The 17,200-nt window shown below is 47.1% G+C and carries 18 protein-coding genes; 13 read left to right on the forward strand and 5 right to left on the reverse strand.

The features are described from left to right. Nucleotides 1-412: 412 nt before the first annotated feature. Entirely contained in the window at nucleotides 413-1,297 is an 885-nt protein-coding gene (locus M1Q06_RS04020; RefSeq protein WP_434401781.1) for a metallophosphoesterase family protein, read from the reverse strand. A gap of 167 nt (nucleotides 1,298-1,464) precedes the next feature. Beyond that, on the reverse strand, nucleotides 1,465-1,830 hold the full coding sequence (locus M1Q06_RS04025) for a PH domain-containing protein (RefSeq protein ID WP_434401782.1): 366 nt from the start codon (nucleotides 1,828-1,830) through the stop codon (nucleotides 1,465-1,467). Nucleotides 1,831-1,893: 63 nt separating this feature from the next. Here M1Q06_RS04025 and M1Q06_RS04030 point away from each other — a divergent pair, with 63 nt between their 5' ends. From M1Q06_RS04030 to M1Q06_RS04050, 5 genes are all read left to right on the forward strand, one after another. Next, nucleotides 1,894-2,040 carry a hypothetical protein gene (locus M1Q06_RS04030; RefSeq protein ID WP_434401784.1) on the forward strand — a complete coding sequence of 49 codons (147 nt, stop codon included), beginning with the start codon at nucleotides 1,894-1,896 and terminating at the stop codon, nucleotides 2,038-2,040. Nucleotides 2,041-2,169: 129 nt separating this feature from the next. Then, nucleotides 2,170-2,865 (forward strand): MgtC/SapB family protein, encoded by a 696-nt coding sequence (locus M1Q06_RS04035; protein ID WP_434401787.1) that lies wholly within the window; start codon nucleotides 2,170-2,172, stop codon nucleotides 2,863-2,865. A 24-nt stretch (nucleotides 2,866-2,889) separates the two neighbouring features. Next, nucleotides 2,890-3,369, forward strand: coding sequence for a hypothetical protein (locus M1Q06_RS04040; RefSeq protein ID WP_434401789.1), 480 nt, complete (start codon nucleotides 2,890-2,892; stop codon nucleotides 3,367-3,369). Between the two features lie 176 nt (nucleotides 3,370-3,545). Beyond that, the gene (locus M1Q06_RS04045) at nucleotides 3,546-3,980 is read left to right on the forward strand and encodes an excalibur calcium-binding domain-containing protein (protein WP_434401791.1); all 435 of its coding nucleotides are present in this window, start codon (nucleotides 3,546-3,548) and stop codon (nucleotides 3,978-3,980) included. 137 nt (nucleotides 3,981-4,117) lie between these two features. Continuing rightward, the gene (locus tag M1Q06_RS04050; protein WP_434401792.1) at nucleotides 4,118-4,756 is read left to right on the forward strand and encodes a class D sortase; all 639 of its coding nucleotides are present in this window, start codon (nucleotides 4,118-4,120) and stop codon (nucleotides 4,754-4,756) included. A 136-nt stretch (nucleotides 4,757-4,892) separates the two neighbouring features. On the opposite strand, the gene M1Q06_RS04055 is transcribed toward M1Q06_RS04050, so the two are convergent. Further along, nucleotides 4,893-5,363 (reverse strand): SRPBCC family protein, encoded by a 471-nt coding sequence (locus M1Q06_RS04055; protein ID WP_434401794.1) that lies wholly within the window; start codon nucleotides 5,361-5,363, stop codon nucleotides 4,893-4,895. Nucleotides 5,364-5,740: 377 nt separating this feature from the next. On the opposite strand from M1Q06_RS04055, the gene M1Q06_RS04060 reads away from it, so the two are divergent. The 5 genes from M1Q06_RS04060 (at nucleotide 5,741) to M1Q06_RS04080 (ending at nucleotide 10,140) form a co-directional block, all read left to right on the forward strand. Next, entirely contained in the window at nucleotides 5,741-6,766 is a 1,026-nt protein-coding gene (locus M1Q06_RS04060; protein WP_434401796.1) for an NAD-dependent epimerase/dehydratase family protein, read from the forward strand. A gap of 139 nt (nucleotides 6,767-6,905) precedes the next feature. Beyond that, nucleotides 6,906-7,415, forward strand: a complete 510-nt coding sequence (locus M1Q06_RS04065; protein ID WP_434401798.1) for a pyridoxamine 5'-phosphate oxidase family protein — start codon at nucleotides 6,906-6,908, stop codon at nucleotides 7,413-7,415. A 129-nt stretch (nucleotides 7,416-7,544) separates the two neighbouring features. Further along, nucleotides 7,545-7,799 (forward strand): hypothetical protein, encoded by a 255-nt coding sequence (locus M1Q06_RS04070; protein ID WP_101189719.1) that lies wholly within the window; start codon nucleotides 7,545-7,547, stop codon nucleotides 7,797-7,799. Nucleotides 7,800-8,027: 228 nt separating this feature from the next. Then, complete coding sequence (locus M1Q06_RS04075; RefSeq protein ID WP_434401800.1) at nucleotides 8,028-8,714, forward strand: FusB/FusC family EF-G-binding protein; 687 nt, start codon at nucleotides 8,028-8,030, stop codon at nucleotides 8,712-8,714. A 193-nt stretch (nucleotides 8,715-8,907) separates the two neighbouring features. Next, nucleotides 8,908-10,140: an AI-2E family transporter gene (locus tag M1Q06_RS04080; protein WP_434401802.1), complete on the forward strand. Its 1,233-nt coding sequence runs from the start codon at nucleotides 8,908-8,910 to the stop codon at nucleotides 10,138-10,140. Nucleotides 10,141-10,216: 76 nt separating this feature from the next. On the opposite strand, the gene M1Q06_RS04085 is transcribed toward M1Q06_RS04080, so the two are convergent. Then, nucleotides 10,217-11,092, reverse strand: coding sequence for a sulfurtransferase (locus M1Q06_RS04085; protein WP_434401804.1), 876 nt, complete (start codon nucleotides 11,090-11,092; stop codon nucleotides 10,217-10,219). Nucleotides 11,093-11,548: 456 nt separating this feature from the next. On the opposite strand from M1Q06_RS04085, the gene M1Q06_RS04090 reads away from it, so the two are divergent. Both M1Q06_RS04090 and M1Q06_RS04095 read left to right on the forward strand, forming a co-directional pair. Further along, nucleotides 11,549-12,103 (forward strand): DUF1697 domain-containing protein, encoded by a 555-nt coding sequence (locus tag M1Q06_RS04090; protein WP_434401806.1) that lies wholly within the window; start codon nucleotides 11,549-11,551, stop codon nucleotides 12,101-12,103. 68 nt (nucleotides 12,104-12,171) lie between these two features. After that, nucleotides 12,172-12,912, forward strand: a complete 741-nt coding sequence (locus M1Q06_RS04095) for an SDR family NAD(P)-dependent oxidoreductase (RefSeq protein WP_434401808.1) — start codon at nucleotides 12,172-12,174, stop codon at nucleotides 12,910-12,912. 105 nt (nucleotides 12,913-13,017) lie between these two features. Here M1Q06_RS04095 and M1Q06_RS04100 read toward each other — a convergent pair whose 3' ends face one another. Continuing rightward, nucleotides 13,018-13,206, reverse strand: coding sequence for a hypothetical protein (locus M1Q06_RS04100; protein WP_434401810.1), 189 nt, complete (start codon nucleotides 13,204-13,206; stop codon nucleotides 13,018-13,020). Nucleotides 13,207-13,435: 229 nt separating this feature from the next. On the opposite strand from M1Q06_RS04100, the gene M1Q06_RS04105 reads away from it, so the two are divergent. Further along, a complete protein-coding gene (locus tag M1Q06_RS04105; protein ID WP_434401812.1) occupies nucleotides 13,436-17,200 on the forward strand; it encodes an AAA domain-containing protein in 3,765 nt (1,254 codons plus the stop codon).

Here is a 17,200-nt window from a genome sequence, read left to right on the forward strand (position 1 = left end):
AAACACTCCTTTTTATGTAGATTATTTTTTGCAACACAAGTAAATAAAGTAATTCATTATGTATACCTGAAAGGGCGGCTTGAGAAGTATTGATGTTTCTTGTTATGCCATTCAAACTGTTTTTTCATGTATAGTGCCAAGAATTGCTAGGCTTTTCCTTCAATAGGTGAGGGAATTCTAGAGGTCGCCTTGTACTATTATAAAGTATAATCATTTAGTTTTGTGATTATTTAAACAATTTAGTTATTTAATATCATATAAAAAGGCACAGTTTTGTCGAAACAAGAAAAGATTAAGCATTCAGATCGATTCATAGATTTCTATTTCCATGTTCAATAAAAAAGGATGGCGCCAATCCACTGGGGAGTGGGCGCCATCCTTTTTCTTCAATTTCATTCTAACTTGGCAAAGATTATCTCGTTTTGATTTTTTGAATATCGTTTAAATCCAAGCCAGTAGCAATCGGCGATGAAGCCGAAAGCGGAATCGCGTATTTCACATCGGCCTGGGTGCCGAGAGGGTGAGGCTTGAGTTGAAAGTGATCGATGGCTGTACCGATCGTGTGTGCTGCCGATTTTAATTTGGGATCCACTAAAGAAATATAATCGATGGCAATTAATGACTGGGATACGTCAATGATTCGGACAGCCTGTTCGTCCAAAACAGCGGCTATTTGGAGGAATGTCCACTGTTCTCTTGCTGCGATGGAATTGTAATGATTGTGCCCATTTACGTACAGTCCAGCACGCTGCTTCGGTTTTAGCAATTCCCACATCGGAATGTCTGGCGCAATGCAACGTTTTTCTTTTTCGGAGTTTTTGGTTGTTCCATGTACAGGATGATGGCCGAAGACGATGAGTGGAAGATCCCCAGACTCCTGAACGACATTTTCAAGCCATTGTTGTTGAACAAGATCCAAAGTGCCGCCCCAGTCTTCGTAATTTTGTTCTTGGGCAGTATCCAGAAATGCCAATGTTGCATGTTCTGTTGAAATGGTATGAAAACGCTCTTGTTGTGTGATGTGGAGGACATTTTTCCGGTTCATGGCATAGACGTCATGGTTGCCGAGCACATGTACGAATGGTTTTTCATGCTGGCGGATCATGCCATATATATCTTCCAATTCGTCAGCTGAACCAAAATTCGTCAAATCACCAATAGAGACATACAAGTCTGCCGGAATCGAGAAAAACTGTTCCATGAAGGATTCAAAAAATGACTGCCGATCTTCCCGGATAAAAGCATAGTCCTCTTTTACCGAAGGAAAATGTAAATCTCCAATCACTGCAATTTTCATTCTGTTCAACAACTCCTTCTTCATTTAATAACACCAGTATCTCAAGCGGCTGCTAAGCTGTGGTAAACGCAGTGTAAAGAATTGTGAAAATACGGATTCTGTCCCAGGGCAATAAAAAAGCCATACCTATCCGCCCGTGTGACGTGTAGGTATAGCTCAGTTGAAAGTTACAGAATCGCTTCCGCAATAATCTTATCTAGTTTGCGGATATCGACTTTCTTATTCAAGTTCAGTTTGAAGTTCCCGGCTCTTGTCCAAAGCTGGATTTCCGCGTTGGCATCGAAGGTACCGGCATTTTCGGTCGAGTACATATTGATCGATGCGAATGGGATGGTGTAAACTTCAACTTTTTTTCCGGTCAAGCCTTGCTTATCGGAAATGATGATGCGCTTGTTTGTTACGACAGCGGTATCGCGCACGGTTTTATAGGCGACTTTCGCTTGTTCGCCGTCCACCAGCAAGTCCTTGACCGAGCCCGGCACATCAATTTCCTGCAGGAAGGTCCAGCCCATCATTGCGTTCAATTCTGCCATTTGAATTCCCCCTCATTATTGTTGATACCAGTATGGCATATGTCGGAAAAGGGAGCTATAAAAATGAACGCCTATTCGATTGGAACTCAGGCGGTCAAATGCTTATTGGATTTCATTGCAATCGCATCTTTCAGCAATTCCCTCAGCAATTCGGCAAAAACGGCCACGACTGCAGAAGCGAATGTGCCAACGACTGTATGGCTTGCCTAGCTGGCGTTGAATTCCCCCCGGCATTTCTAATTTGGGATGGTAATGACTATTCATATACCATAAAGAATGAATCAGCTCTTTAAGGGGTATAAAATGATAATAGACTCCATAAGTATCGGAGGGATGAATGTGGATTTTTTACCAGATGATTATCTCCTCATCACTTTACGGCTTATACTGGCTGCCCTATTAAGTGGACTTATCGGAATGGAAAGAGAAATGAAAAAACAGCCTGCCGGACTTCGCACACATCTTTTGGTTGGCATCGGCGCCTGTTTGATGATGCTGCTTTCCATCACCGGTTTTGATCATTTCTTGAAAAATAGCACCGGACCAATCCAATTTGATCCTAGCCGTATTCCATCCTATGTCATCAGTGGCATCGGTTTTCTTGGAGCGGGCACTATTATCGTCCATGGGAAATCGGTAAAAGGTTTGGCAACAGCGGCTTCGATCTGGGTTGCTGCAGGACTTGGTTTGGTGGTAGGCATTGGGATGTATTACGTAGCTGTGTTAGCTACTTTTATTGTACTGGTTGTCCTCTTTGTACTCGGAAAACTAGAAAAAAAGTATATTCCTAGCTCTAAGCAAAAACAAATAACGGTAATAGCCGAAGATCAACAAGAAACTTTTTCAAAGATTAGCCGTGCTTTTGAAGACCACCACTTGATTATTATCGACTTTCGTATCGAAGATGGAGCGCTATACGGCAGTAAAAATATTTCGAAATATATTTTTTCGATAGAAGGTGGAGAGACTGGCCGAGAAATGGAGCTGGTCAAGGACTTACAGAAATCAACGGCTGTCATAAAAGTGATTACTTAATTTATTTCTGGAGGTGACCATACAATGCCGCCATCGACACGGAAAGAAATGATGGCTCGTCTGGATTTCTTCGTCGGGACTTGGGCAATCGAAGTTTATCATCCAGAGCTTCAACCAACACCGATTACAGGTGAGGCAAGCTTTGAGTGGCTGGACGGGCGCTATGTCATACAGCGCACGAAAATCGACAAGCTCGAATTTCCAAGTAGCATGATCGTCTACGATTGGGATGATGCGAAGGGACAATATATTCAGCATTATTTTGATTCGCGCGGCGTGACGCGTTTGTATGAAATGAGTTTGAAAGCAGGCGTTTGGAAATTGTGGCGGAACGAGCCCGATTTCTCGCCGCTCGATTTTTATCAGCGGTTCAGCGGCATAGTGAATGAAACAGGAAACCTTATCGAAAGTTCTTGGGAACAATCGGCAGACGGTATTCATTGGGAGCATGATTTCAAGTTGATTTTTAAAAAAATAGTAAAGAGTGAAAGCCTTCCGGATTGATTGGAGGGCTTTTTAACTGTGTAAATGAAAAATTTGGAAGTAATCAATGAGAGACAGGGCTTTTGATGTCTGTATGAGGATTATGACAAAAATATCGAAAATGATGTTGAATTATTTGTTAATTCAGACTATTATTTGTTGTAGCAAGAAAATAAAGGGAATGGAAGGAGAATAATATGAAAAAAGGAATTACTGGAATATTTATGGGATCGCTTTTATTTGTAGGAGCTTCTCTGAACGTAGCAGCTGATGAACATGTCGATAAAGATTGTGGTGATTTTTCAAGCCACGAAGAAGTCATGGAATTTTGGTACACAAACGGGTATAGTGCAGAAAACGACCCGCATGACCTCGACCGTGATAATGACGGACTCGCTTGTGAAGTTAGTCAATCAGAATACGATGATTATGTAGCGAGCCAAGAAGCTGCCGAATCTGATGACGAAGCTTCTGGTGATCAGGAAGAGGCCGTAGAAGTGGAAGAGGATGGCGCAGCTTTGCCGGACACTGCTTCGAACGGACCTTTGATGATGCTGTTCGGCGCTGGAGTTGCCGGGGCAGGGTCATTGCTCTTATTCCGTAGAAAGAGACAAACAGCCGAGCAACAATAGGCTGTCTAATAAGCACTCATACAAAAGATCAGCGGGATTGAATCTCCGCCGCTTTATTCAAATCTAAAAAAGGACTGTCCTTGAAAGTCATGACCATGACCTTTTGGGGCAGCCTCTTTATTGCGAGGTGAAGCTAAATGAAGCGTTGGTTGGGCTTGGTGCTCCTGTTTATTGGTTTAAGTATTGTCATAGTGAATTTCTTGGAATGGAATACCGGCCATACAGCAGCGCAGGATTTCACTGAAAAAGAAGCGGATGAAGTGGCGGAAGTGGCTCAGACACTGGAAAAAGAAATGATCTATACGCCACCTTCCATCGAAGAGCCGACTCCCGTTTTCACAAGCGATATTCAAGAAGAGGCAGGAGCGAATATCGCTACACTGCTTATCCCCAAGATTGAGCAAAAATATTCCATCTACTGGGGGACGGATCCTTCGACCTTGACTCAAGGCGTCGGCATGTTCGTCAGTGATTTGACGACGGTGCCAGGCGGTTATGGCCATACCGTTCTAAGCGGCCATCGGGATACGGTCTTTACTAGATTAGGTGAACTCGAAAAAGCCGATCTGCTTCATGTGCAATACGGCGATGAAATTTTTATTTATGAAGTCACGGATACGTGGATCACGCACGAAGATGATCGAACAGTCATTGTCAAAAAAGAGGAATCCACTCTGACTTTGACGACTTGTTATCCTTTCGACTTTATCGGCTATGCTCCGGATCGGTATATCGTTCAAGCAGAGTTGGTCGCTGAACAAAAAATCAAGAACTAATAATTGAAACGTTGTGGATGCAAGTCAATATTGCAGCCACGAAAAAACAGCTGTCCGGATGGATTTTCCATCCCAAGGGGCAGCTGTTTTAAATTGGCGAATGCCAAGATCAGTTGGTGGATTGGCGAACGGGGTTTCAGTCCGCATTCATGCTGTAAGTGTCAGATGTTTCGCAGACGGCTTTTAAATTGTTCAAGGTTTGCTCCATGGAGTTGTTCATCAGTTTTTGGATAATGAGTTTATTGGCTACTTTGCCCACCAATTTACCAGGCAGCTCGTAGTTCATGTCCAAGGAAATTTCAACACCTTTTCCTTCAGGCACATATGTCCAGAACTGATCGGATTTGATTGCTCCCTTGACCGTGCCTCTCCATGAATAGCCGTTGCCATCTTTGCCCGTTTCCACTACTTCGACTTCGATCGGCAAATGCATCCCCAGCATCGTGTATTTCATGTCCATGGTCGTTCCGGTCTCTCCTTGGCCAACCAGCTTTTCAGGTTCCGAAAGGCCCACATACCATTGGAACCAGTGGGTCGGGTCGATTGCGGTATGGTAGACTTCATCAATCGGCCGGTCAATATAGACGCTTTTTTTGATATTCCACATACCATGCTCCTCCTCGTTCGTGCTCCGGGTACGGGAAGTGAGGTTCGAATCGTTCTTCGCCTCATAGTTTTGAAACGGTGCGGGAAATCTTGATGTCTATTTCAACTGATGTCGCCAAAACAATCGCCAATTCTTCAAACGGAGTTAGTGGATGCGCAACGACAGAAATCATTCGTTTCCGATAATTTAGGCACTACTATTATATAGCAAATGAACCTAAATTACAATGAATAATTAGAATATTCAAACTAAAGGAGGCTGCGCCAATTAATATCGAATCCAGAGAGGAAGGACTTTGAAAATTTTTTGGCGAATATGCTTGAAAAGATGGATTCTGAGCGTATTGACCATAAAAAGTAGCGATAGGAGGAATCGCAATGAAAATCCTGATTCTCGGCGGCACCCGGTTTTTGGGGCGCTTTCTAACGGAGTCGGCGCTAAAGCAGGGGCACGAAGTCACACTGTTCAACCGTGGAAAAGAAAATCCGGAACTTTTTCCAGAAGTGGAGAAATTGCTCGGCGACCGTGGAGGTGATTTGTCTGCACTTGAAGAGGGCGAGTGGGACGCAGTCATTGATACATGCGGCTTTGTGCCGCGTGTAGTCCGTGAATCGGCCAAGCTTCTTGCAGAACGTGCGGGGCATTACACCTTCATCTCCAGTGCTTCCGTCTACGATGAATTGGAAAGCCCAGGAATCGACGAGGAGCATCCCGTCGGCCAATTGGCGCTATCGGAAGCGGAAGAGATGACGAAAGGGATGACCAATCCGCCTGCCAATGAATACTACGGCGAACTCAAATTTTTATGCGAGCAGGAAGTGGAGAAGCAATTTCCCGGACATAGCCTCATCGTCCGCCCTGGACTGATTGTCGGGCCATATGATTTCACGGGCCGCTTCAGCTATTGGATCAACCGCGTCGCAAAGGGCGGCAAAGTGCTGGCGCCCGGCCGCAAAGACAAACGTATCCAATTTATCGACGTCCGGGATTTGGCAGAATGGATCATCCGTATGGTCGAACAACAGGACAGCGGCATTTTCAATGCGGCTGGGCCCGAATCGGCCTTGACGATGGAAGCCTTTTTAGGCGAATGCAAAAGAGCGTCGAAGAGCGATGCGGAATTCGTTTGGATGGATGAAGCGTTCCTCCTTGAAAATGAAGTCGGTTATTGGATGGAGCTGCCTTTATGGATACCGGATAGCGAGCAGATGGAAGGCTTCCTGTCGCTTAATATCGATAAAGCGCTTGGGAAAGGGCTCACGTTCCGCCCGCTTTTTGAAACCATCCGCGATACGCGTGAATGGGAGCTCAGGCAAGATGCTTTGGAGCGTAAAGCAGGGCTTGATGACGATAAGGAACAAGCGGTGCTGGGAAAATGGAAAGCAAGAAAGGCGAATGCGTAAATCTCGGCATGTATATGACTGGATAAAACGCATACTTTTTCAGGGATTTCTTCCAAAGTTTAGCGACAATTCATTGCGGGAAACTAAGAGACTGTACTTAATTAATCGCAGGTTACTAGTTGAATGGAGGAGAAATAAGATGGCACAACAGCATACACATGAAGAAGCAGTGGAAACGGTCAAAGATCTCATTAAGGATATCAAGGTCGCGATGATGACGACAGTCGTGGATGGGAAGCCCGTGTCGCGCCCAATGCAAACGCAGGAGACCGAGTTCGATGGCGATTTATGGTTCGTTACCTTGAAAGACACGGATAAATACGATGAGATTGCATCGAACCCGACAGTTAATTTGGCGTATGCCGGAAAATCCTACGTCTCCGTCAGTGGCACGGCTGAATTTATGGAAGACCTGGAGCGCAAGAAGAAATATTGGAACCCGATCTTCGATAAAATGCTGGAGACCAGCTACGATGACCCGAATGTCGTGCTGATCAAAGTAACACCGGAAACTGCGGAATATTGGGAGTCAGGCAATACGCTGAAAACCGTGAAGAAGTTTGCGCAAAAACTGACGAGCAAAGATTCCGTAGGTGATAATGACAGTGAACTGAACGACACCGTCGATTTCAACAAGCCAAATAAATAATTGAAATCACAGATTAAACAGCATCCGCTTCTAACAGGATGCTGTTTTTTATTGACGGACTATTATGATAAACTTAAAGAAGAAATGGATGATAGTGGAAAAAAGTTGAATTTCCCAAGGAGGGCTTAAATGAAGAAAAGCTTTGAATTCACACATGAAGGCCGACATATCGTCATTGAAAATCGATGGTTTGAAGGCGAAAAATTATTCGTAGACGGCCAATTGCAGGATGAAAATCTGGGGCTCAGTTTTGGCGGGGAGTTGAACGGCAAGCTGAAAACCTCTGAAGGCATAAAAGACTTGAAAGCCACTGTCGGCGGTTTTTTTACGATCGAGTGCAAAGTGTTCGTCGATCATCAATTGGCATACTCCAGCAAGGCGTAGGCAATTCAATAGCTTAATTTGAGATGAGAAAAAATTACAGCGAAAGGGGTGATATCAGATGGCAATCCGTAATCAATTGTCAGCGTCAGGAACAACTCACGCAAAGCCTGTATGGAATGGCGATCCTTTGTGTGGGGCAAGCAAGAATTGAATCGCCCATCACGCGTCATTTCAGCACACGGCTTCCTTATTAAATAAAAGAATCTACTTTATAAGGAGTGTCTTACAATGACGCAAACAGAACAGAACCGTGCTGAGAACAACATTTCTGGCAGACGGGTGGAAGCATTCATCCGCAATGACCAGTTTAACTTTATCAAAAACCAGGCGAAAATCCTGGTCAATGGCAAGGCGTCGAGCAACGACCGCGAAGTGGTGGATGTCCTGAGGCATTTGGCGCAGGAAAAGGTTTCCGGCTTGTTTCCATCAGTTACTGAAGAACAGTCATCGCTGCTTGGGCAATTGACCGATATTACAGATCAAGCGCAAACCGATGCTTATTTGGAGAAGTTGGAAGCTTATCTTGTACCGTTTAAACAAGTGTCGCCTGTGGGATTGAAAAAGCTGTTTCCGAAAGCGAAAAAGTTGAAAGGGCCGAAGCTTGAGTCACTGGACTTTAAGCGTATATCTTATTTGGGCTGGATCGAAAGTTCGAATGTGATGTACTTGGTAACGGAACAAGACGGGCAGTTGCAGGGAATCCATGGCAGCTTCACACGCAGTTCGAAACAAGGCATCTGCTCGATCTGCAACCGCCATAGTGAGGTCGGCATGTTCATCGCGAAAACGAAAGGCTCCACTCAGGATCAGTTCATCAAGCGCGGCAATTATATTTGCCAAAACAGCGAAACCTGCAATGAACACATCGATACCTTGGAGCGTCTGGATGAATTCGTCGGACGGCTGCAAAAATAAATGACCCAAAAGCTCTCCAGCAAATGCTGGGGAGCTTTTGTCTTAAAAAAGTTCTGATTCTCAACGGGCGGAGCGGTGTGAAATGGCAGGGATGGGGGTACTTTATCTGTAATCACGAACTCTGCCACTGCTGCCGGCGCACCGTGTCTGGTACAAGACAAAACCAATTGTGTTGTTGGAGAGGGTGGGTTCGATGGGACCGGAACAGAATAAAACAGCGTTCAGCCTTGCCGCTTCCTGGTTCGTGAGGTGGGTGCTGAACAATAAAGCGGTATCAGTACTGATCATTCTTTTATTGATCCAAGTGAACATCCTGCTGTTGCCGAGGATCAGCTTCATTTTCGCGCCGCTTCTTGCATTGATCAGTGTCATGGGGCTGCCGCTGATCATGGCCGGGGTGCTGTATTATTTATTGAGCCCGCTGATTGACTGGATGGAAACGAAAAAAATCAACAGGCTCGGCGGCATTACGATTGTTTTTGTAGTGATTCTCGCTTTGCTCGCATGGGGAGTTACGGCGTTGATTCCGGTAATCCGCGAACAATCGCTGAGCTTGCTGGAAAACTGGCAAGATTATTTGGCCAGCTTTATCGCCAAAATCGATACATTTTTTGAAAGTGAATTTTTGGCAGGGCTGCAGGAACAATTGACAGGGGAAGAAGGCGGCATCACGGCCACGATTACTGATCAAGTCGGCGGTTTTTTCGGTTCGACGGTGAGCGGCATCGGCAATGTATTCGGCATCGTGTCGACGACCGTCTTGGCCTTGATCACGACGCCTTTCATCTTGTTCTATTTATTGAAGGACGGCCATCACTTGCCGTATCATATTATGAAATTTGTGCCTTCGCATATGCGGGAACAGACCTACCGATTGCTGCGTGAAATGAATATGCAGATCAGCCAGTATATCCGTGGTCAGCTGCTCGTAGCATTTTTTGTCGGGCTAATGTTCTGGATCGGCTTGAGCATCATCGGCCTAGAGTATGCGCTGACGCTTGGGATTTTGGCGGGCGCCTTGAATTTGATTCCATTTCTTGGGACCTTTATCGCGGTCATTCCGATCTTCATCATCGCCATTGTCCTGCATCCACCGCTCATGCTTTTGAAAGTGCTGATTGTGTTCATTATCGAACAGACATTGGAAGGGCGCGTTGTGCAGCCGCTTGTCCTCGGCAGCAGCTTGAATATCCATCCGGTGACGATCATCGCCGTGCTGCTGACAGCTGGGAGTTTATTCGGTTTGCCCGGCGTCATTATTGGGATACCGGCCTATGCAGTTCTCAAAGTCGTTCTCGTGCATTTATTCAAATGGTACCAATCCTATACCGGCATGTATGCCGACGATTACAATCCGGCCCCGAAGCCTTTGGTTTCTGAAAAGAAAAAGAAGAAGCTGCTGAAACGTAAGAAGAAAATCGAGTAGTTTCCAATGGACGATGGATCGGTCGCGCAGGCAAAAAAATCCCGGCCATCAGAAGTTGGCCGGGAGTGTTCTTGTATTAGCGGGTTTCGCTTTTGACGACCGGACAGGAAGGGTCGCTTGTCCATTCGTTCATGGAGCCGTCGTATACGGCCACATTGGGCTGTCCGAGTTTATTCAACATCAAGGCGTTCCACGTTGCCGCGATGCCGCCTCCGCAATACGTGATGACTTTTTTGCCGGGATCGAGTGCGCCGGTCTGTTCAAAGGCAGCACGCAGTTTTTCATCATCGTACAATGCTTTTGATTGTTCGTCTGCATGAACACCGAAAAAGACATTTTGGCTGCTCGGGATGTGGCTGCCCTCGTATTCTTCTGGCGACAGGCTGTCGATGAGAATGGTTTGTTCGTCATCGATGGCTTTTCGAACGTCTTCTTTTGTGGCGAGCATCTCGCTGCGCCGCTGCCCTGAGAAGCTGGCTTTTGGATAGGACGCTTGGTCTGTTGATAAGTCGCGGCCTTCCGCCTGCCATTTCTGTAAGCCGCCTTCTAAAATGGCGATTTGGCCGAATCCTTCGTAGCGCAATTGCCATGCGAGGCGCGAAGCCCAGTACGAAGCGGCAACCGATTCGCCGACGAGTGCGTTTTGGTCATAGACGACGGTACGTGTGCCGTCACCGATGCCGAGCTCGGTCATTTTGTCGATAAATGCGTCGCGCGGCGGAACGGTGAATGGCAAATCCGATTCGCTATCGGTCAATTCCCCGAGCAAATCAGCATACACGGCTCCGGGGATATGGCCTTGTGCAAAGGACTCTTTGCCGGATTCGACATCCGGCGGCCCGCCGGCTTCCGGAAATTTCATGAATACAGTGGCATCCACAATCCGCAAATCAGGATCATCCAAATGCTCGGCTAGCCAATCGGTTGTCACGATTAATGGAATATCATTCATCTAAGAACTCCTCCTTCGTGTAGTTGTCCTTACTGTACGCCTTGTATGAGAACTCCGTCAAAAATTAGGTTTCTAAAAATCGATTGACATGACAGAGTGTTGAATAAGTTCGTAGTCCGCTATAAGCAAACAAAGTGCGTAGCTTTTCGACATTCAATAATCAATGACCTATCTATGTATTTGGAGAAGCGTTCGCTCGTAACCCCTTCTGCTCAATAATGCTGCGCATTACTTTCGCAAAGATAAGGTCTCCCATAGGTCGATCTTATCTTTCCAGTGGATCAGCGAGACGACCGAGACCCCGCAAGACGCGTAGCGGCTGAGGAGGCTTGGGCGCGAGCCCACGGAAAGCGAGCGATAAGCTTCGGAAAATACGATTATCAAGTGTTAATTGACAGCCTGCATAATGGCCATGCCAATCTGCTGGCACACTATTTTTCAAAAGGGGAGATGTCCATGATCTATGCAGCGTTGCTTCGCGGAATCAATGTCGGCGGCAACAATAAAATCAATATGAAAGAACTGAAAGAAGCGTTCGAACAAGCAGGCATGTCGTCGGTCAAAACGTATATTAATTCAGGGAATATCGTCTTCGAAGACGCCCGCAATAAAGAGCAAGTGACGTTTGTGTCTGAACAGGCGATTTTTGAACATTTCGGACTGCGCATCAAGGTGCTCGTTTATTCATTCGACGAATATAGCCGTATTGCACAAGCGGTCCCACCGGAATGGGCAAACGATGAACGCTTGAAAAGCGATGTATTGTTTTTATGGCAACAAGCCGATGATGAACGCGTGCTGGAACAATTGCTCTTGAAGCAAGAAATCGACCGTGTTCAATATGTGCCCGGGGCAATTCTGTGGTCGGTCGACCGAGGGGATGTAATGAAAAGTGGAATGGCAAAAATCGTCGGGACCAAGCTGTATAAGCTGGTCACCGTCCGCAACGTCAACACTGTCCGAAAGATTTACAATTTAATGAAGGAACTGGAAGAAAAGTCACCGAAATAACTTATAAATTGATGGATAATTCTGATAAGATAAACATGATACAAAATTTGGAATTGGAGGCGATTGGGATGGATTTGGCAGGCAAAGTGGCAGTGGTGACAGGCGGGGCTTCCGGCATCGGGCTGGCAGCAGCGAAAGCGTATTTGGCAAAAGGCGCGAAAGTGGTCATAGCCGACTTTAATGAAGAAGGCGGCAAACAGGCGGCAGAGAACTTGAAGAATGACGGCGACATCCTGTTCATTAAAGTGGATGTAGCAAGCGAGGATTCGGTAAAGGAGATGATCGATTTCGCGATCGATCAGTTCGGCACCATCGATCTGCTCGTAAGCAACGCCGGTATCGGGGCGCTTACGGAAACGCATGAGCTAAGCTATGAAGATTACCATAAAGTCATTGCGGTCAATCAAGACAGTATTTTCTTCGGCGCGAAACACGCCATCCGCCATATGATGAACAATGGAGGCGGCGCCATCATCAATACTTCATCGATTCTGGGAAGTGTCGGCGAAGGAGCAGCATTTGCCTATAACGCATCAAAAGGCGCGGTCAACCTCATGACAAAATCCTTGGCGCTCCAATATGCCAAGCATAATATCCGCGTCAACGCCGTCGCGCCGGGCTATGTCGAATCCGGCATGGTAAGCCGTGAAGCGCTCGGCGAAGAATTCTACGGGCAGCTGGTCAGCAAGCATCCAATCGGCCGTCTCGGAAACGCGGATGAAATCGCCCACGCGATCATTTTCCTTAGTGAAAATGACTTCACCACCGGCACCACCATCCTGGTCGACGGCGGCTATACCGCGCAATAAACTGAAATGAAGTGTAAAATATCCGAAAATACCTGTGCGCTCGATGGCCGGCCTTGAACCAGCCGGGGAGCCGCAGGTTTTTTACGTTCAGTTGACCATGAACACTCAGGGCAAAAGCTTTTTCGGCTCTTTCACTTTGATGGAAACGACTTCACCGCAGTCGAGGCAAACCGTGAAGACCCGTTCCGAACCGAAAGACATTTTCTTATTCAATGGGCGCAAGTTGACGAAATCCATCGCTTGGACAAACGAATTCCCTCCGCAATCTGTGCATTTCTTTTCTGTGTGCTTCATACTCTTCATCTCCCTTTAATGGTTTACGCTTTTTACGCAATAAAGTTTCAAGTTCTACAATGCGTGAAATTGTGTGAGGCAAAAGAAGGGTTTCCTTTAAAATACATAAGTTCAGAAAACATAAGGGCCCTGCAGGTGATATGATTAGAAGATACGATCGACAGCGAAAACCCGAAGGAACAGCTAGGCTTTACGGCTTTTTCAGTTTGGCGGAACAGGTGATGACACAATGGCAACGCAGACAAAAACATACCAGACGTCTATACGTCTAACTAAAACCGCATCGGAAAAGATGAGAGGGTTCGGCATCAGCGAACGCTCATTTTTTATGGCGGACAAACCGTTTCAAGTATTTCTTGAACGCTATCCGTCGACTGCGGATGGCTCTCTTTCGGTTGCGCTGCTGTTCAGTGCAGAACAGACAGGGCGGCTGACGGATCAAGCGTCAGGGCAACTCGCTGTGCTTCACTGCGTGTTCGCCAACCATCAATTATTGGTGACCAACGTGACGCTCAGAAAAGCCTATCAAGCGCTCGGGACCAATTGGCAGCGCGAGGAGTCGATTCAGTTCAACAATTCGCGCGATCCGGTGCCGGTGGCGTTCATGAATCTGATCAACCGGATGACGCCGGCGAAAGAGCGTTCGGATTACGTGAAAAAGCGCATCTCGAGCTGGGAAGGCTATTTGAAAATCCAGGAACAGGGCATGGATATTCCGGATATCAAGACAGGTTATTCGAATCTAGCGTTCAGCCACGACTTCAGCCGCATCACCTTGACGGGCTGCCGCATGGACGACAAAGAATGGAAAAACCTGCGCAATTTGAGCGTCCGCTTGACCGGCATCGACGGCGATGTCGGCTCGGTCTTCAAGACGAAAAACCGCGCGATCGAAATCGAATTGAACCCATACATCATCAAGCAACTGCGCGAAAAAGCGCATGCTCTTCATAAGAAGGAAGTCGTGTTCAGCAATTTCGCGGCACTCAGCCAAATCCGGAGATTGCGCCAGGGCTTCACCAATCTCGAGAAAGGCCTCGCGGTCAATCCCCAGCTCGACCGCCTGTTGTTCGAGGAGCGGCCGAATGTGGCGCCGCTAAAAGAAATGCCAAAGCTCGAGTTTCACAACCGCTTGAATGAATTCCAGCAGCAAGCGGTGACAGGGGCGATGTCAGCGGAAGACTTATACGTTATTCAAGGGCCTCCCGGAACCGGTAAGACGACGGTCATTTCGGAAATCTGCCTGCAAAATGCGAAAAAAGGTTTGCGCACGCTCGTTGCTTCCCAGTCGAATCTGGCAGTCGATAATGCGCTCGGGCGTTTGCTTGCCCATAAAGACATTCGCATCTTGCGCGTCGGGCGCACCGAAAGCATCGAAGAAGACGGACAGAAATTCATCGAAGAAAACGTCGGCCAGTATTGGAAAGACCACACCTTAAAAGAAATCACGGCGCAGTTCGAGGCGCGTGAAATTCGCGAACAAGAAGTCGCCCACAAGCTTAAAGAAACGCAACAAGCCTACGCGGAATTGCAGCCGGTTTTTGAAAAATGGAAGCAAGCCGTGGAAGATAAAAAGACAGCCCAAGCGAAACAACGCGAATTGCAGTCATCCATCGAACCATTGCAAAATAAAACCCGGGCATTCGAGCTCGAACAGCGGCAAGCAAAAAGCCGCAAGCAAAGCATTCAAGAGAAAATGGACGCTCTGCAAACGGCAATCGATAAAGCGCAAAGTTTGATCGATAGCGGGCATGGGCCCGAATGGTTTGAAAAACAACAGCAGCAAACAACTGAAACGATCGAGCAACTCGAACGCGTACGTGAGTCCACTCAGCTTAATGAAAAGTTATCAGCACTCCGCCGCGAGATGGCATTGATTGAAGAAAAACGCGATGAGGTGATGGTGAAAGCTAAGGAAAAGCAAGCCGTGCTCGAAACAGTCGAGAGCATGAAGAAAATCGACAGCTTGCTTGATGTGATGAATGAACAACAGATCGAAGAAGTGCCGGCAATCACTTTCTCACTCAGCAAACTCGATATGATCCGCGACAAGATGGCCGAGCGTAAAAAACTCGAAGCCTATAATACCAGTGTCACTTCAGCGATCGGCTATGTCGAGAAATTGCTCGGAAGTTCTGGCATCGATGCGGCGCAAGTGAAAGAACGCGCCTTGTTGCAAGCAGAATCATTCACCTCGGCCAATATCGATGAGTTTCTTGAAAAGCTGCGCGGTGTGCTGAAAAATTCGCAGCACATCGATTCGAGCGTGCTCACGAAAGCACTGAGCGGCTTATACAAACGGCAGAACGATGTTTGGCGGAGAGGCGCGATGCTAAAAGCCGCCGATGTTTATATAGAAGAGTCGCAACGTGCATTCGGCCAATTGAAAAAAGCGCTGTACATCGAACTCGAAAAGCAAAGGCAGCGCTACCTGGACTTGGACGAACGGGGGCTTGAGCAGTTCGAACAGCAGCGTGAAGAACTTTCGCGCATCGAACAACGAGTGGTCAGTTTGTTTGTCTCGATTGAAGTACCGGAAGATATCAGACAGGCGATTGCCGATCACGAAATGCAATTGACGCAGCTACGGAAAGACCAAAGTGATTCGGTTCAAGCGGCAGCAGATTTGGAGCAGCAGCAAGCCCGTTTGCTCGATGAACAAACAGCATTTGAGAAAGCCGAACAGCGAATCGTGGAGATTGCAGCGCAACTTGCCGAAGCGGTGCGGCGTCAAACAGAGAAAGAGCAGGAACTTCAAGCTTTGGAAACCATTCTTTCAATGGATCCAGAAGCAGCGTACGAAGAAACCGCGAAACAACTCGCCAGTTTGTCATTCGATGTGGAATCGCTCAAGCAAGAGCAGAAAAACTTCCCTTTATTGCAATCGGTGCAGAAGCAATGGATCGGGCTGCTCGAGTCGGCGAACGAGCACGATTTGGATGAAATCCGCAAACTGTATATCAAACACGCCAATGTCATCGGAACGACTTGCGTGGCATCAGCGCGCAAGGATTTTCAGGACAATTATCCGGTATTCGATGTCGTTATCGTCGATGAAGTGTCGAAAGCGACGCCTCCTGAACTATTACTGCCGATGCTCAAAGGCAAAAAAGTCATTTTGGTCGGGGATCATCATCAATTGCCGCCATTGCTCGGCAACGATACTTTGGAAGAGACCTTAGAAGAAATGATCAAAGAAGACAGCGGTTTTGAAGAAAAGCGCGAACTCGAAAAACTGCTCGAAGAATCGCTGTTCGAACGCTTATATAAAAACTTGCCAGAAACCAACAAGACGATGCTTGCCATCCAGTACCGCATGCACAAAGACATCATGGAAACCATCTCGCCGTTCTACAAAGACGAGAATGTGCAATTGCAATGCGGCTTGGCTGATTCAGACAAAGAACGCGACCATTTCCTTGAGTCGGCATCCGTCAAACGCCATAACCACTTGATGTGGCTCGATTTGCCGAACGAACCGGCGTATTTCGAGGAGCGCATGAGCGGCGGGAAAAGCTTATTCAACCCGTCGGAACTTGCAGAAATCAGCCGCCTGCTGGCGGAACTTAACGATGCGGTGGCCGAAGCGAAAGCGGCCGGACGGATTCCATCGGATGAGCTGAAAACGGTCGGTGTCATTTCATTCTACGGCGAACAAGTCAAACGGCTGCAGCGCATGATCGACCAGGAAATGCGCTTGCCGCATCTACTGATCCGCACCGGCACGGTCGACCGATTCCAAGGCAGCGAAATGGAGATTATCCTCCTGAGCATGGTCCGCAATAACCACAATGACCGCGGCGATATCGGCTTCGCGAAAGATTACCGCCGATTGAACGTCGCGTTGTCGCGCGCCAAGCAATTACTCGTGATGGTCGGCAGTTCCGCGATGTTCACGCAGCGTGCAAAAAAAGAACAGACAAAACGGATGTATCAGCATGTGCTCGATGTGGCCGAACAAAAACAAGGCGTAAAAGTGCTGCAGAAGGGGTGA

The sequence above is a fragment of the Planococcus sp. 11815 genome, assembly GCF_051096385.1.
In the GTDB taxonomy this organism is placed as follows: domain Bacteria; phylum Bacillota; class Bacilli; order Bacillales_A; family Planococcaceae; genus Planococcus; species Planococcus citreus.